Here is a 22,070-nt window from a genome sequence, read left to right as displayed (position 1 = left end):
ACCGCTCGATCTCCCGTATCAGTCGCTCTTGCGACCAGCCTCGCGCCGTTCGTAACTCTCGCAGCCGGTTGGACACTTGCACCGCCCCCGCGCACGTTGCCGTCAGCCTTCACAGCAGCATGCCTCACATAGGCCCAGGTCCGCAGGGGTTAACCGGTCCGGGTTAAGTCCTGTTGGCTACCGGCTCGTTGATGCGCGCGGTTCCCTAGAAGCGTCATCAGATGGCCAGTTGAGACGAACCAGACGGAGACAGCATTGACATCTGGTGCGCACCAGATGCACGCTACTGGTGCGCACCAGATGGGACGCACTGAGCCGTTGGCGCTGTCGACGGCTGCCATCAGCACTCGCAGGAAGCGGCGCCCTACCGCCAAGCAAGCCGCCGCTTCCGCCCCTACAAGGGAGCTTCCATCATGCCATCGTTCAAGATCGACACTTCGACCGCTGTCGTGTTCGTTGCGGTCGAGCCGCAGTTGAAGGTCATCAACAAGCAGACCGGTGAGATCGCGGTCGACCGGGAGTCCGGGGCGAAGATGATGACGGTCGGCCTGACCGTCGCCGACGAGGGTGAGGCGAACCTCTTCAACGTCTCAGTCCCGGAGACCGGCGTTCCGGAGGGTGTCACGCTCGGGATGCCGGTGAAGGTCGTCGGCCTGAAGGCTCGGGACTGGGAGCGGGACGGGCGGCACGGTATCGCGTTCCGCGCGGTCGCTCTGGTCGCTCCGTCCTCGAAGGGCTGAGTTGCCGTGTCGAACACGACGTTCGTCGTCTTAGCCCTGGTGGCGGTCGTCGCGGCTCTGGTGCTGCGGCGGCTGCGCCCGGCCTGGTACTGGCTGAGCATCGGTGTCACGCTCGCCATGGTCCGGGTGTCGGTCCGCTACGCCTCGGTCATGGACGCGTGTGGGCTGACCGTGCCGCCGTCCCGGCTGCGGCTCACTCTGGCCCGGCTCGCCCGGCGGCCGGCCCCCGATCCCCGGGCCCCGCGGATCCTGCGGATGCGTCCGACTCGTACCGGGCTGGTGCTGCGGCTGAAGCTCCAGCCGGGTCAGGACGCCTTCGACTTCGCCGCTTCGACGGACCGGCTGCGGCACTCCTTCTCCATGCACGGCGTCGCCTCGCGTGAGATCAAGTCCGGGGTGGTCGAGCTGCGGATGACCGGCTACGACGTACTGCGGCGCGTGCAGATGCCGCTCAGCATCGAGACGGCCGGGCTGCGTGTGCCGGTCGCCTTGCGGGAGGACGGAGAGGTCCACTTCCGGGACTACCGGGAGGTGCCGCACGCGCTGAACCTGGGCGCGACCCTGTCGGGGAAGTCGGTCTATCAGCGCAACCTGGTCAAGGAACTCGCCTCCCGTCATGTCGCGCTGGTGGGTATCGACTGCAAGGAGGGTGTGGAACTCGCCCCGCTGGCCCGCCGGTTCTCCGCTCTCGCCGACAACCCGGACGACGCGGCCGAGCTGCTGGAAGCCCTGGTGGGGCGGATGGCGGACATCTACCAGGTGATCCGGCGCGAGCAGCGGATCAGCTCGGACACGCCGGATGCGGAGATCACGGCCGACATCTGGGGCCTGCCCGAGGAAGTGCGGCCGGTGCCGGTCGTCCTCTTCGTCGACGAGGTCGCGGAACTGGCCCTGTTCTCGACCACGGCGGAGAAGAAGCGCCGCGAGCGGATCGTCACCGCCCTCGTGCGCCTGGTGCAGCTCGGCCGCGCCGCCGGCATCTACGTCGAGATCTGCGGCCAGCGCTTCGGCGCCGAACTCGGCGACGGCATCACCATGCTCCGCGCCCAGCTCACCGGCCGCGTCTCGCACCGGGTCAACGATGAAGCCTCCGCCAAGATGGCGTTCGGCGACATCTCCCCCGACGCGGTCCTGGCGACCACACAGATCCCGGTCGAGCGGCCCGGCCTGGCCGTTGCCGGTGACTCCTCGGGCGGCTGGGTCCGCATCCGCACCCCGTTCACGACGCTCCGCCAGGCCGTGAACACCTGCGCCGCCCACGCCCACCGCACCCCGGCCCTCGAGGGCCTGGAGCGCTTCCGCCCGGCCCTTCCCGACCCGGCACCGGCCGAGATCCCCGCCCCAGGCTCGGCTCCCGTCACCGCCTGACCGTTCCCCCTCTGCTTCACGGTCGGCGCGACCGTCACGCGCCAGGTCCCTACCCCCGCCATGCCAAACGGCAGCCCGCCGGGGCCCGACGGCCACCCCGCCGTACGTCGTCCGGCCCCGGCCCGACCCCCTTCAAGGAGGTGAAGACCCATGTTCCGCAAGGTCCGCCTGGACGCCGTTCTCGTCCAAGCCGTCATCGCCGGGGCACTGTCCTTCGCCCACCTGCACGACCTCGCCGCCGCCGCGGGCCAGGACGGATGGAAGGCGTGGGCCTACCCCGTCTCCGTCGACCTGCTCCTCGTCGCGGCCTGGCGCCGCCTGCGCCTCCTGCGCGACCAGGGCGAACCGGCCCGCGCGGCCTGGTCCTGGTTCGCCGTCGCCCTGGCGGCGTCGCTCGGCGCCAACGTCGCCACCGCGGGCCTCCTCGACCTCAACGACGTGCCGGACTGGCTCCGCATCCTCGTCGCCGGATGGCCCGCCCTGGCCTTCCTCGGCGGCACCCTGCTCGTCCACTCACCGACCAACCATGACGCCGACGCTGCCGCTGAGGCTGTCGAGCCCGAGCAACTGCCCGTGGCCGAGCTGGTGACCGCGCCGGCCCAACCGGAGCCCGCCCCGCAGAACCCTGCCGCGATGCCGGTGCCGGATGCGGTCGAGCCCGCCGAGCCCGTTCCGGCGCTGCCCGCCGCACCGCCCGCGGACGTGCCGCCCGCCCTCGTCGACCACGCCCGCAAGCTCGCCGACTCCCACCGCGCCTCGACCGGCACCCCGATCGACGCCGCGACCCTGCGCGACCGCCTCGGCCTGCCCGGCCCGATGGCCGACCAGCTCGCCGCCCACCTCACCTGACCTCGAAGGGAGCACCACCGTGACCCGTGACCCGGCTGACCTGACCGCCGCCGACTACCTCGACGGCGCCCGCGAGATGAGCGCCGCCAACCGGCCCTACCTCGCCCACCTGCTCGCCGAGGAAGCCGCCCAGCGCATCACCGACCCCGCCACCGCCGCCGGTATCCGCGCCACCTACCCCGACCCCACCACCACCCGAACGGAGAGCGACTGACATGCCCGCCCGTGACTTCTTCCACTCCGTCATGCGGATCGGCCCCGTGCAGATCGGCACCCACCGCGACCGCCACGGCCGCACCAAATACGCCGCCGTGTGCTCCCGCGACAACTGCGGCTGGTCCGCCGACTACTCCACCCAGTCCGCCGCCCAGCTCGCCGCCCGCACGCACCGCTGCCGCATCACCGACTGAACCGGAGGACCCACCCGTGGACGTACCGCTCTGGCTCGCCCTGATCATCGTCGGCGCCCTCGGCATCAAGCTCATCCGCCCGCCCTGGTGGCTCGTCGCCGTGCTCCTCCTCGGCGGCTTCCTCCTCGCCGACAGCCTCCTCGCCCCCGTCATCGACACCGCCATCAGCAAGTAGCCCACCGCAGAAAGGAGAAGCCCCCATGTTCCGACCGAAGATCCCCACCATGCCGACACCCACCGGCATCGTCACCCCGCCCGCCGTCGAACCGACCGCGATCATCCAGCACACCCCCGCCCCCGCCCCGGTACCCGTCGCCCCGGCCGCACCGGCCCGGCCCACGGTCCAGCTCACCCCCGGCACCGCACTCGCCCTCGTCGGGGCCGGCACCGCCGTCGTCCTGGTCGTCGGCACGGTCCTGGTCTCCATGCTCCTCGCGGTCGCCGTCACCGCGGCCTCGGTCGCCGTCTGCGCCGTCGTCCTGCGCTCCCTGCTCAACAACCAGCACAAGCGCTGACCGGCCCTCCGGGCGGCCCTGAAACCGCCAAGTCTCCGCCGCCCGGACGGCTCCAACCCCTACCCGACATCAACCGGAAGGACCACCCATCATGCCCCAGCACCGCCACGCCCCGGCCCGCATCTGCCCCGCCTGCGACGGCTTCGCCTCCGCCGCCGTCACCCTCGGCGGCCGCGACCACAACGGCAAGCGCCGCACCATCACCGCCCACTGCCGCACCTGCCAGGGCACCGGCACCATCCCGCCCCTCCGGCAGCTCCTCGAGGACGCCGCCGACGCCGCGTTCACCCGCTGACCGCCATGGACGACCTCGCGCCCGCCCCCGGCCTGCCCGGCGTGCACATCGCCAAGCCTGCCCGGGACTTCCCCGCGACCGGGTCCTACGCCTGCTGCTGCGGAACCGCCCGCCAGACCACCGGTGACGACAACGTCCGCGACCTGGTCGCCGAGTGGATCGACCACCGCAACACCTGCCCCCACCGCTAACCCGCCGGGGCACCAGCCGCCGTTCTGCCGGCCGGTGCCCCGGCCTCTTCCCCCGTCCTCTGGAAGGAGGCCCCACCACCGTGACCACGACCGCACCACCCCCGCCGCTGCGTGACCTCGCCTTCCTCGCCTCGCTCGGCACCATGCCCGGCCTCATGCGCCAGCTCCGCGGCCTCGGCGGCTGCACCACCCCGATCCGCCTCGACGGCCACCGCACCGACGTCCACACCACGACCGGCGAGATCCTGCACCACCTCACCGCCAGCGACCTGCCCGCCGGACACCTCCTCGTACGCTGCAACAACCGCCGCACCACCCGCTGCCCCACCTGCGCCGAGACCTACCGCCGCGACACCTACCAGCTCATCACCGCCGGCCTCCGCGGCGGCAAAGGCACCCCCGAAGAAGTGGCCACCCACCCCCGGGTGTTCGCCACCTTCACCGCCCCCAGCTTCGGCCCCGTCCACAACCGCCCCACCAAGGGCCGCTGCCGCTGCGGCACCCAGCACCCGGCCGACGCACCCGAACTCGGCACCCCGCTCGACCCCGACACCTACGACTACGAAGCCGCAGTGCTCTGGAACGCGCACGCCTCCAAGATCTGGGCCCGCTTCTCCATCTACCTGCGCCGCGAAGTCGCCAAGCGCGCCGGCCTCTCGCAACGGGCCTTCAAGGAGCACGCCCGCGTCTCGTTCGCCAAGGTCGCCGAATACCAGCGCCGCGGCGCCATCCACTTCCACGCCGTGATCCGCCTCGACGGCCCCGACGGCGGCGACACCCCGCCCCCGGCCTGGGCAAGCGCCGAACTCCTCACCGACGCCATCCGCGCCGCCACCACCGCCGCCCACGTTCCCGGCCCCGTCATCGACCGGCGTGCCCACACCTTCGCCTTCGGCACCCAACTCGACATCCGGCCCATCCGCACCGCCGACCTTGGAGCAGGCACCGAACTGACCGAACGCGCCGTCGCCGCCTACATCGCCAAGTACGCCACCAAAGGCGCGGAAGCAGCGACCGGCACTCTCGATCGCCCCCTCAAGTTCCTCGCCGAACTCGGCCGCAAGTCCATCCCCGAACACGCCCAACGGCTCATCCGCACCGCCTGGACCCTCGGCGCCCGCAAAGACCTCGAAGACCTCCGCCTCCGCGCCTGGGCCCACATGCTCGGCTTCCGCGGCCACTTCTCCACCAAAACCCGCCGCTACTCCACCACCCTCGGCGCCCTCCGCACCGCCCGCGCCGAATGGCGACGCCTCCAAGCCGCCATCGCCCGCGGCGACCAGGACCCGACGGCCGACCCCGCCGAAGACGACACCACCCTCGTCCTCGCCCACTGGGCCTTCGCCGGCACCGGACTCACCCGCAGCGAGGAATGGCTCGCCGCCTCACTCACACACGACCCGCAGGAAGGGGATTGCGCATGACCGACCAGCTGCTCACGGTGGACGAGGTGGCCGAGCGTCTCGGGACCACGGTCCGCTTCCCACGGCGGCTCATCGCCGAGCGCCGCATCGTGTTCGTCAGGGTGGGGCGGCATGTCCGTATCCCCGAGCGGGCTTTGGACGAGTACGTGGCTGCCAACACGGTCCAGCCGGTCACCGTCCGCCGCCGGTTCGGGGCGGTGGCCTGATGGCAAACGCCAAAGGGAAACGACGCCGCTTCGGTGCGGTGCGCAAGCTGCCATCGGGACGCTTTCAGGCCCGCTACCAGGGGCCGGATGGACTGACACGCTCGGCGCCCGAGACGTTCCCTTCTCAGACCGATGCAGACCGTTGGCTCGTCCGCAAGGAAGCGGAGATCATCGACGGACGATGGAAGAACCCGGACGACAAGGTTCTTTTCGGGGTCTATGCCGACGCCTGGTTCAAGGAGCGCGACTACGCCGCGACCACGCGTGAGCGCAACGGCAGTGCACTGCGGCTCCACATCCTGCCGACGTTCGCGAACGTGGTGCTGAGCGAGATCACCACACCGCAGATACGGCGCTGGCGTGCTGGGCTGCTGGAATCCGGTGTGGGTGAGCCGACGGTCGTCAAGGCGTATCAGGTCCTCCGCGCCATCATGAACACCGCCGTCGACGACGAGCTGATCCAGCGCAACCCCTGCCGCATCAAGGGCGCGGGGGCGGCCAAGACAGCGGAACGCCCCTTCCTCGATGTCTCCGAGGTCTTCCGGCTCGCCGATGCCGTGCCGGCACGCTTTCGGGTGCTCATCCTCCTGGCGGCCTTCACCGGCCTGCGTTTCGGAGAGCTGGCCGCACTCCAGCGCCACGACGTCGACCTCGAGCGGCGAACCGTCGCCGTGCGGCGTGCTCTGGCGGAGACACGGACGGACGGCATCGTGGTGAAGTCGCCCAAGAGCGCGGCCGGCGTGCGCACCGTGGCCTTCCCGGCCTCACTGACAGCGGACCTGGCCGCGCATCTCGCCGCGTACGCCGAGCCCAGCCGTACCGGGTCGGTGTTCACCGGGGAGCGGGGCGGCCAGCTCCGCCGGAACAACTTCCGCCGCCTGTGGCTGCGGGCCCTGAAGACGACCGGGCTGGGGGATGTGCACTTCCACGATCTACGCCACACCGGGAACACTCTCGCCGCGACCGGCGGTGCCACGACGCGCGAGCTGATGCAGCGGATGGGGCACTCCTCGGTTCGGGCAGCGCTGATCTATCAGCACTTGGTGAACGGCCGTGACCACGTCATCGCCGCGCACGTCGACGAGCAGATCAGGAAGGTGCGGCCGGCAGAGCCCGACGAGCCATCTGGCACGTAACTGGCACAGCGCCCCCCGTACCGCCTCCGCGGCTGGGGAACGAGAAAGGCCCAGGCTTCCGGGATCCGCCGGATGACCTGGGCCTTTGTTGTGCCTCTGGGCTGGTGGGCGCGGACGGTTTCGAACCGCCGACATCTGCTTTGTAAGAGCAGCGCTCTACCCCTGAGCTACGCACCCGAGAATGAGGCAACAGCCTACATGGACCCTGGGTGGGTGCCGCAAACCAGATCACAAGGGGATCCTCCGTGGTGAGCGGGCTCCAGGCCGGTTCGGGAGGCAGCCGCGGAGTGAGCCCTGCTGCCCGCGGCGAGGGCCACTCTCAGTGGGCATGGACACAAGAGGCACCGAAGATCGTGCCGCTGACAGGGCCCCGCACTGCACAGCACGGGGCCCTGTCAGCACGTACCCCACGCGGCACGCGCTGAGGATGTCCTCCGAAGCACTCCACCGGCGTGCGAGACACCAGGGTTCGTGGGGGCTTCGCGCACACGGTGTCACATCGGGCGCGGCTCCCGGGGCGCGGCACCCGTGCCGTGTCCGCTCCCGCACGATTGTCAGGTGAGACGTGAACTAACAGGCCCGTGTGTTCGTCCTTACCCAGTGGGAGAATGAACCGGCAGGGCGGACACGGCACGGGAGAGGGATGTGACGGCGACACACGCACGGCCGCGCGCAGGCGCGAAGGCAACAGCGGGTGTCGTGCGGAATATGGCCACCCTGGTGTTGTTGCCCCTGCCGTTGGTGGTCGCCTCGTTGCCCTTCGCATTCGCGGGAGGCGGGACGCGGCGGTGGTTCGGGGGCCGTGGCGAGAGCCGGCGGGCCGACGCCCAGGCCGCGAAGGACGCCGCCGCGGCGGCCTTCTACGAGCTGGACACCGCCCAGCGCGACCTGCGGATCTCCATCGAGACGATCACGGCCGTGGACAGCTCTCCCGGTGCCCGGCGGGCCGTCGAGGAGTTCGCCGCGCTCGGGCGGCGGATCGACGAGGTCAGCCACGCGTACATCACCGCCGTCGACGCTCACGACCTCGACCGGGACGATCTGGACCCGCCGGTGGCGGTGCGCGCTCACACGGAGCTGACCAGGGCCAAGGACGATCTCGTCCGGGTCAAGGGTGAGCTGGACCGGTTCGCTCAAGGTCTGGGGCCGCTGCTGGACAAAGCGGAGACCCAGCTGGCCCGGCTCGCGCCCGCTGTGGAGCGGGCCCGGCAGGCGCTGCTCGCCGCGAGCAACGCCCTCGACGCGGTGCGCGCCTCGGGCATGCGCGCGGACGACCTCGCCGCCCGGCTCGCCGCCCTCGCCCCAGAGCTGACCAGGCTCAACGAGGGCGCCGGCCGCCACGGCGTGCCCGAGACCCTGCAGCGTGCGGACCGGGTCGTCAGGGAGGCAGAGACGATTAGGGCAGAGGCCGAGCGGCTTCCGGAGCGGGCGGCCGAGATCGACAAGCGCCTGGTGTCGCTCCGCACCCGCGCTCAGGCCCTGACCACGCGCGCCGAGGGCGTCGAGCCCGTCCTCAGCGAGTTGCGCCGCCGCTTCACCGTCGCCTGCTGGCAGGACCTGCAGCCCGTGCCCGCGGAGGCGAACGAGAACGTACGACGTGCCGAGGAGAAGCTCAAGGAGGCGGCCAAGGCGCGCGACGAGCAGCGCTGGCCCGATGCCACGGCGCTGCTCGGCACGGTGCGTGCCCTGCTGAACAGCACCGACGAGGCCGTCTCCGCCGCAGGCGACCGGCTTCGACGCCTCGACGCCGTCGCCAAGGACCCGGAGCAGGAGATCCAGCGCACCCGGTTCGCCATCCGCGACGCCCAGCGCCTCGCCATGGCCGGACGCAACACGCCCGATCCGCGTCACGCCCGCCCGCTGGACGACTCGGTGGCCCGGCTCGATCGCGCGATCGCCGGTCTCGAGGGGCGCCACCCCGACTACTGGCACTTCCTGACGGAGCTGGAAGCGGTGCGGCGGAGCGTGGCCCGCGTGGTGGGCCAGATCCGCGGCGAGCGCGGACCTGCGGCCTGACCCGGCCGACGGCGTCCGCCCGCAGGTCGGACGGGCCGGTCCCAGCAGTCGCCCCCGCTGTCTTCCGTCCGCGCCGCCTCGTCGCCCATACATCCGTGACCGTGCCCGCAGTCACGGGAGTCCGTCCCCGCTGTCGTCGGGCAGGGCGCCGGCCCGTGGCTGTCCGGCGGCCTCGACCGCGTGGTCGAGGCCGCCAGGGAGGCCCGGCCGCCGAGGCTTCCGTCCGCGAACCGCTCCCGGACTCGGCCTGCCACCGCCTTGCGAGGACGCCCCCGACGACGGCGGTCCGTACGTTCCACACGCGTCCGGGGCGCACCCCGCTCCGCTCCCCTTGCCGCCCGTTTGTCCGTGTGCCGGAGCGGGCGGATCCTGTATGGAAGAACGCACGGCCAAAGGAGGCCGCAATGGCATCCACGCACCCGTCGCAGGCCACGGAGAACCCCAGCGGCCTGCACGTCGCCCTGGACGAGCATCTGCCCATGGACCACCGGCTCAACCAGGTCTACCGCTACGGCGCCGGGCTCATGGGCCTGATCCTGCTGGCCTTCGGGATCCTCGGACTGACGCACAACCTCGGCTTCTTCGACACGGGAAACGACACCGTCGCGGGTCTGAACACCAACGGCGCGCTGAGCGTGCTGTCCATATGTGTCGGGCTGCTGCTGTTCGTCGGCATGGTCATCGGCGGGAACTTCGCCTCCACGCTCAACATGGTGCTCGGGATCCTCTTCATTCTCAGCGGCTTCGTGAACCTCGGCCTGCTGGACACCGGCGCCAACTTCCTCAACTTCCGCATCCAGAACGTCCTCTTCAGCTTCGTGGTGGGGATCATGCTGATGTGGTTCGGGATGTACGGACGGGTGAGCAGCACGCTCCCCCACGACAACCCGTACTGGAAGGCCCGTCACCCCGACGAGGCGGCCACGGAGGAGCAGGCGCGTGTCGAGCGGATGCGGGCGCGCGAGCTCCCGGAGGCCGGGCGGCAGGGCTGACAGCCGGGCTAACCTGTCCTCATGCCCCGTTACGAGTACCGCTGCCGCACCTGCGACGACACCTTCGAGCTGAGCCGGCCCATGGCCGAGTCCTCCGCCCCCGCGTCCTGCCCCGCGGGGCACGACGACACCGTGAAGCTGCTGTCGGCGGTCGCCGTGGGCGGGGCGAGCGCGGGGCCGGCCCCAGCGCCGGCCGGAGGTGGTGGTGGTGGCGGTGGCTGCTGCGGCGGTGGCTGCTGCGGCTGATGGTGCACGACTGACGACTGACAGAGACCGACTGACAGACACAGGCTGACAGACACCGGCTGACAGACACCGGCTGACAGATGTTGACATCTGTCAGCCAGCGGTCGTCTGACTGCTGACTACTGCGTCCAGAGGATCTGCGGCCCTCGGTACCTGGCAATGCGGGCCGCCCATGACCAGCCCCAAGCATTCCGGACCCGATCGCGCTGCGCGTGACCACCCACGGCTCCCGGAGCCGGTCGCACAGCCCCTGACCAGTGACGCCAACGCCCCGTCACCCCTCCGCCCTCCGCACAGAACCGCAGGTCCGCCCGCAGATCGCCGCAGGGGGTGTGAGGCCGCCTTCAGGGGCCCTTCAGCTCCCTCTTCCTGGCTGGCGTGTTCCCGGGCGAGGCGGCCATGGGTCCTACGATCCTGCGCGCCGCCGCGGACCCGATGGCCGGCAGCGGTCGCACCGGCTGGATCAACCGACTGATGCTCGGGCGCTCGGCCCGGTCGGGCGTCGGTCCGAGCCCGCACATCCGTCCCGCCCGCACAAGGCGCATCCGTCCCGCCCGCACAGGGCGCATCCGTCCCGCCCGTGCGTCGGTCCCGGCGGGTGGTCCAGGCCCCAGGACCGCCCGTCTCCCCGCCTCCCCGTCTACAGCGCGGCCGGCGACTCCGCCACGCCTGGTGCAGGTACCGTCGTCCGTGCCGTCACCGTGGCCTCGGCGGACGCGCCTCCGGCTGTGCCGACTCCCTCGGCCCTCGCGACCTCTCCGGTCCTCTCCGTGCCCGCAGTGCCCTCGGCCTCCGCGCCGGGAACCGCACTCGCCCTCCCCGCCACGTCGCCCACCGCGTCCCCCGCCGCGTCCGTGACCGTCGCGGTGAACCGGCGCAGGATCTCCTCGCCCGCCTCGACCCCCCGCTCGGCGAGCGCCGTGACATGCCGCGGTGCCCAGTCGGTGTCGGCGAGTTCACCGTGGCCCGGCCGCCAGGCGTGGTCCGCTGCCAGCAGCAGATCGGCGTCGAGGAGGGAGTCGCCGGCCGCGAGGATGCGCTCGGCCCCGGTGCGCCGCGCCAGTTCACGGACGGCCGCGCTCTTGGTGAGCGGCTTCGGCACGGCGTAGATCTTGCGGCCCTGCAGGGAGACCGTCCAGCCCTTCGTCTCCGCCCAGGCCGAGAGTTCCCGGGTCCAGCCGTCCGGTAGCAGCGAACGCTCCACGACCAGATAGGCGAAGAGGTCCTCGGCGACCCGCTCCTTCAGCAGCCACGCGGGGTCCGCGGCCGCGAGCAGATGGGCGCGGACCTCGGCGAGCGGGGCGCACTCGTCGGCGAGCCGGGCGGCGACCACGCGCTGCCAGTCACGGTCGGACTCGCCGTCGACCAGCAGATGGCCGCCGTTCGCGCAGATCGCGTACCGGGGCGCGGGGCCGGGGAGCCGGATCCTGGCGTACTGCTCGCGGGTCCGGGTGGTCGTCGGTACGAAGACGGCGTCGTGCGCGAGTTCGGTGAGCAGCGCGGCGGCGGCCTCCGTCATGTACGACAGCGGCTTGCTCTCGTACACCTCGACGCACAGCAGCCGGGGCGCCCGGGCGTCGGGGACGGTCAGTTGCAGGGCGGCCGCCGAGTAGATGAGCGTGCGGTCGAGGTCGCTGGTGATCAGGGAGGTCACTGCGCCGCCACCGCCTTTCCGTCGGCGCCGGTGGCGCCGCGTGTGAACCGGGGGTGGATCAGGCCGACGCAGCTGTAGGGCAGGTCGTCGGTCTCCTCGACGGGGACGCCGCGCTGTTCGGCGAGCAGGCGTACGTGGTCCAGGTCGGCGCCCGCGCCGCGCCTGGCGAGGATCTTCCAGGGGACGCGGCGCAGCAGGACGCGGGTGGTCTCGCCGACGCCGGGCTTGACGAGGTTGACGTCGTGGATGCCGTACTCCTCGCTGATCCGCTCCACCGCGGCCCAGCCCGCCCAGGTCGGGGCGCGGTCCGCGGAGAGCAGCTCCTTCACGTCGGCGTCGACGGCGTCGGCCACCTCGTCGAAGCGCGCCTCGACGGTGTCGAGGAAGTGGCCGGACACATCGGCGGCGGCAAGTTCGCGGTAGTACTTCGCGCCGTGGAAGTCGTGCGGCCCGACCAGGTCGGTGCGCAGTACGGTGCGCGAGACCAGCCCGGACACCGTGGAGTTGAGGCAGGCGGAGGGGATGAGGAAGTCCTCGCGGGTGCCGTAGGTGCGGACGCAGCCACCGGGGTCGGCGAGCACCGCGATCTCCGGGACGAAGCCGTCGAACTCGCCCAGTGCGGCGGCGAGTTCGCGGGTGATGGCGCCCTTGCCGGTCCAGCCGTCGACGAAGACCACGTCGGCCGGGTCGTGGTGGGCGGCGAGCCAGCGCAGCGCGTTGGCGTCGATGCCGCGGCCGCGGACGATGGAGACGGCGTAGTGGGGCAGGTCCAGGCCGTGGCGGTGCCGGGCCCAGCGGCGCATCAGCACCCCGACGGGTGTGCCGGCGCGCGCCAGCGAGACCAGGACGGGGCGGCGCTCGCGGGGGTGCGCGCCGGGCCGGTGGCGCTGGGGGTGCTCGGCGAGGACGGTGTCGGTGACGGCGCCGACGGCGCGGGCGATCCGGGCGGCGGAGGTCTCCAGGGCGGCGTGGAACAGTGCCTGGTACGCGTCGCTGGGCTGGTACTCGACGGGCAGCGATTCGGCGTAGTGCGCGCCACCGCTCTGTATGGCCTCCTCGCGTTCCTCGGTGGGCGCCTCGAGTTCGACGTCCGAGAGGTCCTGGAGCAGCCAGCCGACCTCGTCGGGCGCGTAGGAGGAGAACTCGGGTCCGCGGAGCGGCTCGGGCGGCATGGGTTCCTTCTCGGGAGCGGGTGCGTAGCTGGGGACGACGGCGAGCAGGACGTGCGGTATGTGCGCGGCGAGCTGTGCGAGCAGTCCGTCCGGGGCGTGCAGGGGGGCCGTGTCGGCGGCCGAGTCCACGACGGCGACGACCGCGTCGAAGCCTCCGTCGGCGACGTTGTAGGCGTACCGCTCGCCGGGGCCGTCGGCCGGTTCGTCGTGGGCGGGGAAGACCAGTCTGGTGCGTATCGCGTAGCCGGGGTCGTCGACGGCGAGCACGGGGGACCGCGTGGTCGTCGAGTAGCGCACCTCGCGTGCGGCGCCGGCCCGCTCCAGTTCGAGCGCGAGCCGCAGCGGCGCGTACATCAGCTCCTCGAAGCCGAGGACGAGGACCCGTGGGGAGCGGTCCGTCTGCGGCGGCGCAATGGCCCCGGCCGGGTGCTCGTGGCGTCCGCCGGTCTCCGGCGGGGGGCCCTCGCCCAGGGCTTCGGCGAGGCGGCGGGCCATGGCGGGCAGGGCGGCCTCGAGTTCGACGCGGTGCGCGGGCGTGAAGCCGTGCCGGCCGCCGTCGGGGACTCCCGAGGGCCAGTCCAGGTCGACGCGTACGACGTGCGGGGGGTACGGGTCGTGCGGCCCGTGCCGCCGGTGCCCGGCGGGTCCGGCCGCGCGGGTGGCACCGTCCCCGTGGTCCGGGCCGCCCTGGCCGGCGGAGTCGTCCGCGTGGTCCGCACCCGGCATGCCGTCGGCTCCGTCCAGCGCTTCCTGCGCTTCCGGCCCCTTCGGCGCTTCCATCCCTTCCGGCGCTTCCTGCCCCTCCTGCCCCTCCTGCCCCTCCTGCGCCTCCTGCGCCTCCTGCGCCTCCTGCGCCTCCTGCGCCTCCTGCGCCGCAGGGGAGCGGTACGTCGCCACCGTGGATGCCGCGGCGTCCGTCCTGCCGCCGGGCCCGCCGGACGCACCGCCGCTGCCGCCGGGTGCGGGGGCCTTGCCCGCGGTCTCGTGGGCCGCGACCAGGGCCTGGCCCTTCTCGAGGACGTCGTCGGGCAGACGGACCGTGCCGCCGGCGTGTGCCACCAGGTCGATGCGGGCGTCGATCTCCTTCGCGAAGACGTCCAGCCGGCCCAGATCCCGGGCCGAGCGCATGTCGACGAGGGCGACGATCACGTACCGGCCACGCGGGTGACGGGCGTGGAGGTCACGGATGGTGTTCAGGACGGTGTTGCCGGTGGAGAACTCGTCGTCCACGAGGACCAGCGGCCCGTCTCCGGCCAGCAGCTTGGGGTCCTCGGGCAGCAGCAGGTGCGAAGTGGCGTGGGAGTGGGACTCCTCGAAGCCCCCGGCCGGGCCTACGCCGTCGACGGGACGGCGGGTGGAGTGGAGGTACGGCGCGAGGGCCAGGCCGTCGGCGACCGAGTGGCCGAGGCCCGTCGCCGTCTCCGCGTACCCGAGGACTACGGCTCGTGCGGCGTCCTCGCGGCCCAGCAGTTCGCGGACGCGCACACCGAGCTCGTACCCGTGGCCGTACACGACGGACGGTTTCTGCGGCACATGCTTGCCGAGCACGTGCGACACCAGCAGGTGCGCGCGCTTGGGGTTGCGCCGCAGCGCGAGGCCGAGCAGCTCCTTCAGCCCGTCGTCGCCGACGAGCTCCACGCCCAGTCGCTGGGAGACCCAGCTTCCCGACCACTCCACTGCTTCGTCTTCCTCCATCATCAGCCTGCCAGACCCGCGGTCAGCAGCTCCACGAAGCCGACGTCCTCCCGGGCGACGCCGAAGGCCTCGGCGCGCTGGAGCGTGCGCTCCGCCCAGGCGCGGTGCGGCTTCACCTCGTTCATCTTGTTCGTGTAGACCGAACGCATCACTCCGCCCCCTCCTCGCTCGGGGCGGAGGATGTCCTGCGCGTCGCTGAACTCTTCGTGGCTGACCACCGACAGAGCGTGGACGGGCAGCACGTGGGAGGGGTGGATGCAGGTCTTGCCGAGGAGCCCGTTGGCGCGGTCCAGCTCGATCTCGCGGAGCAGCCCGTCGAGGTCGTGCTCGATCAGTGCCGTGCGCAGCTTCTCGGCCCGCAGCTCCATGAAGGGGCTGCGCCGCAGCTGCGGCTTGAACATGCGCTCCTGGAGGCGGAAGTACTCCCAGACGGGGCCGGTGATGGTGAAGCCGGTGCCGTCGGAGCGGCCCAGGACGTTGACGACGTCCGCGATGACGTTGGCGACGATCTGGACGTCGTAGGCCGTCATGTCGGGCGGGCGGCGCAGCCCGTAGGCGGAGCAGAAGTCGGTGACGCCGAGACGGAGGGCGAGGATCCGGTCCCGGTGGTGCCGGACCGAGCGGGCGATGCCGGTCAGGGTCTCGTGCCGGGTCTCCAGGTGGAGGAGCTCGGGCGATTCGAGCACGGGCATCACGTAGAGCGTGCGACCGATCACGGATTCGGCGGCGGTGGCCGCCTCCAGGAAGGGGCCGCCTCGCTCCTCGGTGAATTTGGGAAGTACAAATCCGGTCAGGAGTCGGCTCGACTCACCGAGTCGCCGGGTGAGGTTCTCGATCTGGCCGGGCTCGCGGACCCGGACGAACAGCAGCGGGGGCTCGGCCCCGCGCTCGTCGAGGTCGGCGAACTGGCGGACGAGGTTGTCCTCGGCGGCGGGGACGTCGGCGTCGTCGATGGAATCCTCCAGGCAGAGGACCATGGAGACCACTCCGCGCGCGGCCTGCTTGAGCACGTCGTCCGCGAGTCGTGGACGGGTCGCCGGGCTGTAGAGCGTGGCGCCGAGCGCCACGGAGAGCATGCTCGCGGGGGAGCCGGCGTCGAATTCCGCCGGCTCCTGATGGAACAGTTCCTTCCGGGCAGTGGCCGGGATATGCCCGAAATGACGCATCTGAATCCCCCGTACTGCCTGTGCGGCCCTGTGGTTGGGTGGCCGGTAATAGTACGTAGGGACAGGTGTCGTGAGTTCCCCGGCCGTATGAACTCGAGGTAACTCGTGTCCTTCGGTCCCCGACTCAAACTGCCCTCCGCCCCTGCGGGGCATGCCCGGCCGTTCTCTCGATGTCCGCTGGCGCCTCAGGGGCACAGCCGCGCGGCGGTGCCCCTGAGGCGCGAGCGGGCCGGAGCGGGCCGCGCGAACGCGTACCGCCCCGGGGACCCGCCCCGCGTTGTCCGCACGGGGCGCGGGAGGGCAGGATGACGGGCATGACGCACGCGATGCTGAAGGGTTCCAACGTTCCGCTCGGCGCGGCCTCGATCCGGGCGGTGCTGCGCTGGACCCCCGGTGGCGGGGTCCCCGACGTGGACGCCTCCGCCCTGCTGCTGGGCGCCGACGGCCGTGTGCGTGCCGACGAGGACTTCGTCTTCTACAACCAGCCCCGGCATCCCTCCGGGCTCGTGCGGCTGCTGCCCAAGAAGCGCACCGCCGAGGGGCTCACCGACACGGTCCAGGCGGACGTCGGCTCGCTCGACGCCTCCGTGGACCAGGTGGTGCTCGCGGCGTCGTCCGACGGGGGCACGTTCTCCGGGGTGCCGGACCTGCGGATCATGCTGTACGACGCGGCGGTGCCGGACGGCGAGCCGCTGGCCGTGTTCGACGTCCGGGCGGAGACGGGCGAGGAGACCGCGGTCATCTGCGGCGAGCTCTACCGGCGCGGCGACGGATGGAAGTTCCGCGCGGTGGGGCAGGGCTATCCGACCGGGCTGATCGGTCTGGCCACGGCCTTCGGCATCTCGGTGGACGACGGCGAGCCGTCCGCCGACGCCTCCGCTCCCGAGCCGACGGCGCAGGACCAGGCCCGGTCCGGGGCGGAGGCACAGTCGCAGCCCCCGGCGCAGACGGGGGCCGAGCCGTCGTACGGGTATCCGCAGCCTTCCTCCGCCGCGACGCGGCCCGCGTACGGCTATCCGCAGCCGACCTCCGCGACGCAGCCGGCATACGGCTATCCGCAGCCGGCGTCGTCCGCCGCCCAGCCCGCGTACGGCTATCCGCAGCCCGCCGCGGCCGGGCCGACGCCGGACCCGGACTTCCGGCTGCCTCCGATGGGGCCGCAGTTCGTCCGGGAGTAGCCCACCGCCCGAGCGTCCGTCCGGCGGTGATCCGCGCCCTGCCCCGGAGCGTTCGTCCGTCGACGGGGTGCGCCCGGACGGGGCCCGCGGCTCGTGGGCGGGCAGGGAGCTCAGGTCTTGGTCTTGTAGCCGCGGCCCCACTGCAGGCCCCAGCCGTACAGCCGGTCCAGCTCGGCCTGGAAGCCGTACACGAACTTCACCTCGCGGCGCACGACCAGCTCGCCCTTGACGTTCTCGACCATGAACACGGCACACGAGCGGGCCTGCGGGGCGCGTTCGTCCAGTTCGATCTCCACCCGCGGTCCGTTGCTGGGGTAGAGCGTCACCTTCGCGTGGGTGCGGTCGAACGCGGGCGTGCGGTCGTAGATGTAGACGAAGAACAGCAGGCGCCTGATCGAGTCCCGGTGGTCCAGGTTGACGAACAGCGTCTCCCCGGAGGGTGCTCCGAACCGGTCGTCACCGCTGAGGCGGACGTACGGCGGCTCGTTCAGGCTGCCGAAGAGGCTGCCGAGCGGCTGCACCACGCCCTTGCTGCCGTCCGTCATCTCGTACAGGCAGCCGAGGTCCAGGTCGACGTTGACGACGCCCTGGGTGTGCGCCTGGACCACTTCGGGGCGGAACAGCTTCGACGGATTGCGCAGCAGCCGTCCGCTCTGCCGCGACCGGCCCTCGATGTCGGAGGTGCGCATCCGCCAGGAGAGGTTGACGCGGAGGTTGCCGGTGGCGGCGCTCTGCTTGGAGAGCGAGACCTGCGGGCGCCGCTTGGTCAGCTGGATGGAGTTCGTCGAGGCGCTGCCCGAGTCGAACTGCGCTGCCCTGCCGCGCCACAAACCGTCCCAGAACGCCATGCCCCACCCCTGACTGCGCCGGCCCCCTCCCGGAGCCGTCCCGGATACACCGCGTGGCCCCGTGCCACGGGGGCCCGGGCAGCCACGCGGGGCGACCCGGAGACCATGCGCCTACCGGCCGCCCCGCTGAGAGCGTTCCTCGAACCCCGCGGTGTCACACTTCCTTTGCCGCGAGTACCTCTTCCTTCTCCTCGTGCGCCCTCAGGCGCTGGTTGCGCCGCACGGAGGACCAGAAGGACCAGGCGATCAGGGCCACACCGATGAGGCCGGTGACGACTTCGGGGACCTCGTACTGGATGGTGATCAGCAGGATGGCGGCCAGCGCGCCGATCGCGTAGTGGGCGCCGTGCTCGAGGTAGACGTAGTCGTCGAGGGTGCCCTGGCGGACCAGGTAGACCGTGAGTGACCGGACGTACATGGCGCCGATGCCGAGGCCGAGCGCGATGACGACCGGGTCGTTGCTGACCGCGAAGGCGCCGATGACGCCGTCGAAGGAGAAGGACGCGTCCAGCACCTCGAGGTACATGAACATGAAGAACGCGGCCTTGCCGACGAGCTTGACGGCCGAGACCGGCTTCCCGGCCCGCTTGGCCTCCTCCTCGGCCTCGTGCTCACGCTCCTCCTCCTCTTCGAGCTTGTCCTCGAAGAAGCCGGAGAGTCCGCCCACGACCATGTACGTGATGAGGCCGGCGACGCCGGCGAGCAGCACCGTGGACGACTTGTCGACGTGCACCCCGCCGTACTGGTGGGCGTGGACGGCGAAGGTGGTGGCGGTGATCAGCAGGATGATCAGCGCGACGCAGGCCGCCAGCATGTCGATCTTGCCCAGCTTGGCCAGGGGCCGCTCCAGCCAGGCGAGCCACTTGATCTCCCGGTCCTCGAAGACGAAGTCGAGGAAGATCATGAGCAGGAACATGCCGCCGAACGCCGCGATGGCGGGGTGGGCGTCGGTGACCAGTTCCTCGTAGCGGGCGTGGTCGTTCAGGGCGAGGTCGATCGCCTCGATGGGGCCGAGCTGCGCGGTGACCGAGACGATCACGACGGGGAAAACCAGCCGCATGCCGAAGACGGCGATCAGGATGCCGATGGTGAGGAAGATCCTCTGCCAGAATTCGCTCATCTTCTTCAGCACGCCGGCGTTGACCACCGCGTTGTCGAAGGAGAGCGAGACCTCCAGGACGGACAGGATCGCGACGAGCCCGAAGGCCGTCCAGCCCCCGTAGAACACCGCAGCGACCAGGCCGAGCGCAGTGACTGCGAACGACCAGCCGAAGGTTTTCAGTACCACTGGCTACCCAATCGTTGTGTACGGAGCTCCCCCGCCGAGGGCGGGATTCCCCCCGCGCCGCACGCGGCTTCGCGCTGCATCGTCCCGGGGGCGGGTCCCCGGATCCCGTGCGGGTTCCAGGACCGCCGACCCCCGTTTTTGACCAGGCCGGAGCAGTGCTTCAGGAAACGTTGACCCCGAAGTCTAGAGCGATGCCCCGGAGGCCCGACGCGTACCCCTGACCCACCGCCCGGAACTTCCACTCGCCCCCGTACCGGTACAGCTCGCCGAAGATCATCGCCGTTTCGGTGGAGGCGTCCTCGCTCAGGTCGTACCGGGCGAGCTCCTGGCCGTCGGCCTGGTTCACCACGCGGATGAAGGCGTTGCTGACCTGGCCGAACGTCTGGCCGCGATTGTCCGCCTCATGGATCGAGACCGGAAAGATGATCTTGTCGCAGTGTGCCGGCACCATCGTCAGGTCGACGATCAGGGACTCGTCGTCCCCGTCGCCCTCGCCCGTGAGGTTGTCCCCGGTGTGCGTGACGGAGCCCTCCGGGCTCGTCAGATTGTTGTAGAAGACGAAGAACTCGTCCCCCAGCACCCGGCCGGACTGGCAGAGCAGGGCGCTGGCGTCGAGGTCGAAGGGCGCTCCGGTGGTGGAGCGCGCGTCCCAGCCGAGCCCCACGAGGACCTGGGTGAGGTTCGGTGCGGCCTTGGAGAGGGAGACATTGCCTCCCTTGGCGAGCGTGACGCCCATGTCGGTGTCCTCCCCTGAACGTACGGAACTACAGGCGAGTCCGGCGCCGCACGGATGTGTGCGGCGCCGGACACTTCGGATGATCTCGGCTCAGACGTTGACGCCGAAGTCCTGCGCGATACCGCGCAGGCCCGAGGCGTAGCCCTGGCCGATGGCACGGAACTTCCACTCCGCGCCGTTGCGGTACAGCTCACCGAAGACCATGGCGGTCTCGGTCGAGGCGTCCTCGCTCAGGTCGTACCGGGCGAGCTCCTCGCCGTTGGCCTGGTTCACCACGCGGATGAAGGCGTTGCGGACCTGGCCGAAGGACTGCTGGCGGGTCTCGGCGTCGTAGATCGACACCGGGAAGACGATCTTCTCGACGTCTGCGGGGACCCCGGCCAGATTGACCTTGATCTGCTCGTCGTCGCCCTCGCCCTCACCGGTGAGGTTGTCACCGGTGTGCTCCACCGAGCCGTCGGGGCTCTTCAGGTTGTTGAAGAACACGAAGTTGCCGTCGGCCCCGACCTTGCCCTCGGCGTTCGTCAGCAGGGCGCTGGCGTCGAGGTCGAAGTCGGTGCCGGTGGTGGTGCGGACGTCCCAGCCCAGACCGACGGTGACCGCGGTCAGGTTGGGGGCGGCCTTGGTCAGCGAGACGTTGCCGCCCTTGCTGAGGCTGACTCCCACGAGTCCTCCCATGTGGTTTCAGGGGCAGCGCCCCCGTCGTGCGTTGGCATTCGGATCAACGACTGGATCCTAGTGACCGGTTCCCGGGCGGGACAGGCAGTCGGCCCGAAGGATCACAGGGTGTCCAGCGCCTTGAGGTAGTCGTTCAGGTCGCGGGCGTCGGGCAGACCGTTGACGACGGTCCAGCGCACCACGCCCTCCTTGTCGATGACGAACGTGCCGCGCACCGCGCAGCCCTTGTCCTCGTCGAAGACGCCGTACGCGCGCGAGGCCGCGCCGTGCGGCCAGAAGTCCGACAGCAGCGGGTACTCGAGGCCCTCCTGCTCGGCGAAGACGCGCAGGGTGTGGATGGAGTCGTTGGAGACGGCGAGCAGCTGGGTGTCGTCGTTGACGAACTTCGGCAGCTCGTCGCGGAGCGCGCAGAGCTCGCCCGTGCACACCCCGGTGAAGGCGAAGGGGTAGAAGAGCAGCACCACGTTCTTCTCGCCGCGGAACTCGGAGAGCGTCACGGTCCGCCCGTGGTTGTCCTTCAGCTCGAAGTCCGGGGCCTTGGTGCCGACCTCGATCGCCATGACTGGTGCATCCCTTCGTTGGCCGCTTTCGGCGCCGGAGCACCGCTTCGGCCGTGGGCCGCCGCGGCTCCGGTCCGCTGGATGCCCCAGCCTACGCACAGGGTCCCCGCCGGCGGCCGGCCGGCGGGGACCCTGGTCAGCTGTGGATCAGCGCTTGGCCTTGGGAGTGGCCAGCCTGCTGCCGGTCCAGTCCTTGCCCGCGTTGATGCTCTTGGTCTGCGAGAGGCCGGCGGTCTGCGAGGCCTCGTTGATGTCACTGGGCTCGACGTAGCCGTCACGGCCGGTCTTCGGCGTCATGAGCCAGACGAGTCCGCCCTCGTCGACGAGGCCGATGGCGTCCACGAGCGCGTCCGTAAGGTCGCCGTCCTCGTCACGGAACCACAGCAGGACGACGTCCGCGACGTCGTCGTAGTCCTCGTCGACGATTTCCTGGCCGATTGCGGATTCGATGCCCTCGCGGAGCTCGTGCTCGACGTCGTCGTCGTAGCCGATCTCCTGGACCACCTGTCCGGGCTCGAACCCCAGCCTCGCCGCCGGGTTGGTCCGCTCCTCCGCGTGGTCCGCGGTCGCGCTCACGGCTTGCCTCCTGATCTTGTTTCGGAAAAAGCTTCAGCCGCGCGCGTACGCGAGGCATTGGCCGTAGTCCACACGGGCGGGACGGATCGCGCAAGTACCCGGCCGCCGAGACCGCCGAAACGGTGACGTTT

At 71.2% G+C, this 22,070-nt stretch carries 25 protein-coding genes and 1 tRNA gene; 16 read left to right on the top strand and 10 right to left on the bottom strand.

All coding sequences use genetic code 11. The features are described from left to right. Positions 1–413: 413 nt before the first annotated feature. The 12 genes from AB0J10_RS09555 to AB0J10_RS09500 all read left to right on the top strand — a co-directional run bounded on the left by AB0J10_RS09555 (position 414) and on the right by AB0J10_RS09500 (position 7,134). On the top strand, positions 414–740 hold the full coding sequence (locus tag AB0J10_RS09555; protein ID WP_336555174.1) for a hypothetical protein: 327 nt from the start codon (positions 414–416) through the stop codon (positions 738–740). Positions 741–746: 6 nt separating this feature from the next. Further along, on the top strand, positions 747–2,108 hold the full coding sequence (locus AB0J10_RS09550) for an FtsK/SpoIIIE domain-containing protein (RefSeq protein WP_363059563.1): 1,362 nt from the start codon (positions 747–749) through the stop codon (positions 2,106–2,108). Positions 2,109–2,258: 150 nt separating this feature from the next. Continuing rightward, the gene (locus AB0J10_RS09545) at positions 2,259–2,957 is read left to right on the top strand and encodes a DUF2637 domain-containing protein (RefSeq protein ID WP_363059561.1); all 699 of its coding nucleotides are present in this window, start codon (positions 2,259–2,261) and stop codon (positions 2,955–2,957) included. Positions 2,958–2,976: 19 nt separating this feature from the next. Further along, on the top strand, positions 2,977–3,171 hold the full coding sequence (locus AB0J10_RS09540; RefSeq protein WP_363059559.1) for a hypothetical protein: 195 nt from the start codon (positions 2,977–2,979) through the stop codon (positions 3,169–3,171). 1 nt (position 3,172) lies between these two features. After that, positions 3,173–3,367, top strand: a complete 195-nt coding sequence (locus AB0J10_RS09535; protein ID WP_018892242.1) for a mobile element transfer protein — start codon at positions 3,173–3,175, stop codon at positions 3,365–3,367. Between the two features lie 16 nt (positions 3,368–3,383). Then, positions 3,384–3,542 carry a hypothetical protein gene (locus tag AB0J10_RS09530; protein ID WP_363059557.1) on the top strand — a complete coding sequence of 53 codons (159 nt, stop codon included), beginning with the start codon at positions 3,384–3,386 and terminating at the stop codon, positions 3,540–3,542. A gap of 25 nt (positions 3,543–3,567) precedes the next feature. Further along, complete coding sequence (locus tag AB0J10_RS09525) at positions 3,568–3,882, top strand: SpdD-like protein (protein WP_363059555.1); 315 nt, start codon at positions 3,568–3,570, stop codon at positions 3,880–3,882. Positions 3,883–3,973: 91 nt separating this feature from the next. Next, complete coding sequence (locus AB0J10_RS09520) at positions 3,974–4,177, top strand: hypothetical protein (protein WP_363059553.1); 204 nt, start codon at positions 3,974–3,976, stop codon at positions 4,175–4,177. Between the two features lie 5 nt (positions 4,178–4,182). After that, positions 4,183–4,368, top strand: a complete 186-nt coding sequence (locus AB0J10_RS09515) for a hypothetical protein (protein WP_363059551.1) — start codon at positions 4,183–4,185, stop codon at positions 4,366–4,368. A gap of 143 nt (positions 4,369–4,511) precedes the next feature. Then, positions 4,512–5,792, top strand: coding sequence for a replication initiator (locus AB0J10_RS09510; protein WP_363059960.1), 1,281 nt, complete (start codon positions 4,512–4,514; stop codon positions 5,790–5,792). Then, on the top strand, positions 5,789–5,998 hold the full coding sequence (locus AB0J10_RS09505) for a helix-turn-helix domain-containing protein (protein WP_138055523.1): 210 nt from the start codon (positions 5,789–5,791) through the stop codon (positions 5,996–5,998). Before AB0J10_RS09510 ends, AB0J10_RS09505 begins: the two co-directional genes overlap by 4 nt. After that, entirely contained in the window at positions 5,998–7,134 is a 1,137-nt protein-coding gene (locus AB0J10_RS09500) for a tyrosine-type recombinase/integrase (protein WP_363059549.1), read from the top strand. Before AB0J10_RS09505 ends, AB0J10_RS09500 begins: the two co-directional genes overlap by 1 nt. Positions 7,135–7,236: 102 nt before the next feature. Here the strand turns inward: AB0J10_RS09500 and AB0J10_RS09495 are convergent. Beyond that, positions 7,237–7,311 (bottom strand) — tRNA-Val (locus AB0J10_RS09495). A 468-nt stretch (positions 7,312–7,779) separates the two neighbouring features. Between AB0J10_RS09495 and AB0J10_RS09490 the strand changes: the two genes are divergently transcribed. From AB0J10_RS09490 to AB0J10_RS09480, 3 genes are all read left to right on the top strand, one after another. After that, positions 7,780–9,150 (top strand): hypothetical protein, encoded by a 1,371-nt coding sequence (locus AB0J10_RS09490; protein ID WP_363059547.1) that lies wholly within the window; start codon positions 7,780–7,782, stop codon positions 9,148–9,150. A 404-nt stretch (positions 9,151–9,554) separates the two neighbouring features. Further along, the gene (locus AB0J10_RS09485; RefSeq protein ID WP_363059545.1) at positions 9,555–10,142 is read left to right on the top strand and encodes a DUF4383 domain-containing protein; all 588 of its coding nucleotides are present in this window, start codon (positions 9,555–9,557) and stop codon (positions 10,140–10,142) included. A gap of 21 nt (positions 10,143–10,163) precedes the next feature. Next, positions 10,164–10,388 (top strand): zinc ribbon domain-containing protein, encoded by a 225-nt coding sequence (locus tag AB0J10_RS09480; protein ID WP_363059543.1) that lies wholly within the window; start codon positions 10,164–10,166, stop codon positions 10,386–10,388. 640 nt (positions 10,389–11,028) lie between these two features. Here the strand turns inward: AB0J10_RS09480 and AB0J10_RS09475 are convergent. The 3 genes from AB0J10_RS09475 to AB0J10_RS09465 are packed head-to-tail and all read right to left on the bottom strand — an operon-like array spanning position 11,029 to position 16,075. After that, the gene (locus tag AB0J10_RS09475) at positions 11,029–12,042 is read right to left on the bottom strand and encodes an HAD family hydrolase (protein WP_363059541.1); all 1,014 of its coding nucleotides are present in this window, start codon (positions 12,040–12,042) and stop codon (positions 11,029–11,031) included. After that, positions 12,039–14,912, bottom strand: a complete 2,874-nt coding sequence (locus tag AB0J10_RS09470) for a phosphoribosyltransferase domain-containing protein (RefSeq protein ID WP_363059539.1) — start codon at positions 14,910–14,912, stop codon at positions 12,039–12,041. The genes AB0J10_RS09475 and AB0J10_RS09470 overlap by 4 nt, the downstream gene beginning before the upstream one ends. Beyond that, positions 14,912–16,075 carry an HpcH/HpaI aldolase/citrate lyase family protein gene (locus AB0J10_RS09465; protein WP_363059537.1) on the bottom strand — a complete coding sequence of 388 codons (1,164 nt, stop codon included), beginning with the start codon at positions 16,073–16,075 and terminating at the stop codon, positions 14,912–14,914. Before AB0J10_RS09465 ends, AB0J10_RS09470 begins: the two co-directional genes overlap by 1 nt. Positions 16,076–16,389: 314 nt before the next feature. Here AB0J10_RS09465 and AB0J10_RS09460 point away from each other — a divergent pair, with 314 nt between their 5' ends. Continuing rightward, a complete protein-coding gene (locus tag AB0J10_RS09460; protein WP_363059535.1) occupies positions 16,390–17,253 on the top strand; it encodes a TerD family protein in 864 nt (287 codons plus the stop codon). Positions 17,254–17,363: 110 nt separating this feature from the next. On the opposite strand, the gene AB0J10_RS09455 is transcribed toward AB0J10_RS09460, so the two are convergent. The 6 genes from AB0J10_RS09455 to AB0J10_RS09430 all read right to left on the bottom strand — a co-directional run bounded on the left by AB0J10_RS09455 (position 17,364) and on the right by AB0J10_RS09430 (position 21,939). Beyond that, positions 17,364–18,101: a Tellurium resistance gene (locus AB0J10_RS09455; protein ID WP_363059533.1), complete on the bottom strand. Its 738-nt coding sequence runs from the start codon at positions 18,099–18,101 to the stop codon at positions 17,364–17,366. Between the two features lie 154 nt (positions 18,102–18,255). After that, entirely contained in the window at positions 18,256–19,389 is a 1,134-nt protein-coding gene (locus AB0J10_RS09450; RefSeq protein WP_363059531.1) for a DUF475 domain-containing protein, read from the bottom strand. A gap of 160 nt (positions 19,390–19,549) precedes the next feature. Further along, the gene (locus AB0J10_RS09445) at positions 19,550–20,125 is read right to left on the bottom strand and encodes a TerD family protein (protein WP_363059529.1); all 576 of its coding nucleotides are present in this window, start codon (positions 20,123–20,125) and stop codon (positions 19,550–19,552) included. Between the two features lie 90 nt (positions 20,126–20,215). After that, positions 20,216–20,791, bottom strand: a complete 576-nt coding sequence (locus tag AB0J10_RS09440) for a TerD family protein (protein ID WP_363059527.1) — start codon at positions 20,789–20,791, stop codon at positions 20,216–20,218. Between the two features lie 113 nt (positions 20,792–20,904). Further along, positions 20,905–21,363, bottom strand: coding sequence for a peroxiredoxin (locus AB0J10_RS09435; RefSeq protein ID WP_363059525.1), 459 nt, complete (start codon positions 21,361–21,363; stop codon positions 20,905–20,907). A gap of 147 nt (positions 21,364–21,510) precedes the next feature. After that, entirely contained in the window at positions 21,511–21,939 is a 429-nt protein-coding gene (locus AB0J10_RS09430) for a DUF3052 domain-containing protein (RefSeq protein ID WP_138055493.1), read from the bottom strand. Between the last annotated feature and the right edge of the window lie 131 nt (positions 21,940–22,070).

This window comes from Streptomyces sp. NPDC049887 (assembly GCF_040656535.1).
In the GTDB taxonomy this organism is placed as follows: domain Bacteria; phylum Actinomycetota; class Actinomycetes; order Streptomycetales; family Streptomycetaceae; genus Streptomyces.
This window is presented reverse-complemented; position numbering and strand designations above follow the sequence as displayed.

Coding starts and splice junctions, on each gene's coding strand:
- AB0J10_RS09555 (WP_336555174.1), top strand. CDS start 414: ATGCCATCGTTCAAGATCGACACTTCGACCGCTGTCGTGTTCGTTGCG.
- AB0J10_RS09545 (WP_363059561.1), top strand. CDS start 2,259: ATGTTCCGCAAGGTCCGCCTGGACGCCGTTCTCGTCCAAGCCGTCATC.
- AB0J10_RS09535 (WP_018892242.1), top strand. CDS start 3,173: ATGCCCGCCCGTGACTTCTTCCACTCCGTCATGCGGATCGGCCCCGTG.
- AB0J10_RS09525 (WP_363059555.1), top strand. CDS start 3,568: ATGTTCCGACCGAAGATCCCCACCATGCCGACACCCACCGGCATCGTC.
- AB0J10_RS09520 (WP_363059553.1), top strand. CDS start 3,974: ATGCCCCAGCACCGCCACGCCCCGGCCCGCATCTGCCCCGCCTGCGAC.
- AB0J10_RS09515 (WP_363059551.1), top strand. CDS start 4,183: ATGGACGACCTCGCGCCCGCCCCCGGCCTGCCCGGCGTGCACATCGCC.
- AB0J10_RS09510 (WP_363059960.1), top strand. CDS start 4,512: ATGCCCGGCCTCATGCGCCAGCTCCGCGGCCTCGGCGGCTGCACCACC.
- AB0J10_RS09505 (WP_138055523.1), top strand. CDS start 5,789: ATGACCGACCAGCTGCTCACGGTGGACGAGGTGGCCGAGCGTCTCGGG.
- AB0J10_RS09500 (WP_363059549.1), top strand. CDS start 5,998: ATGGCAAACGCCAAAGGGAAACGACGCCGCTTCGGTGCGGTGCGCAAG.
- AB0J10_RS09485 (WP_363059545.1), top strand. CDS start 9,555: ATGGCATCCACGCACCCGTCGCAGGCCACGGAGAACCCCAGCGGCCTG.
- AB0J10_RS09480 (WP_363059543.1), top strand. CDS start 10,164: ATGCCCCGTTACGAGTACCGCTGCCGCACCTGCGACGACACCTTCGAG.
- AB0J10_RS09470 (WP_363059539.1), bottom strand. CDS start 14,912: ATGATGGAGGAAGACGAAGCAGTGGAGTGGTCGGGAAGCTGGGTCTCC.
- AB0J10_RS09465 (WP_363059537.1), bottom strand. CDS start 16,075: ATGCGTCATTTCGGGCATATCCCGGCCACTGCCCGGAAGGAACTGTTC.
- AB0J10_RS09460 (WP_363059535.1), top strand. CDS start 16,390: ATGACGCACGCGATGCTGAAGGGTTCCAACGTTCCGCTCGGCGCGGCC.
- AB0J10_RS09455 (WP_363059533.1), bottom strand. CDS start 18,101: ATGGCGTTCTGGGACGGTTTGTGGCGCGGCAGGGCAGCGCAGTTCGAC.
- AB0J10_RS09445 (WP_363059529.1), bottom strand. CDS start 20,125: ATGGGCGTCACGCTCGCCAAGGGAGGCAATGTCTCCCTCTCCAAGGCC.
- AB0J10_RS09435 (WP_363059525.1), bottom strand. CDS start 21,363: ATGGCGATCGAGGTCGGCACCAAGGCCCCGGACTTCGAGCTGAAGGAC.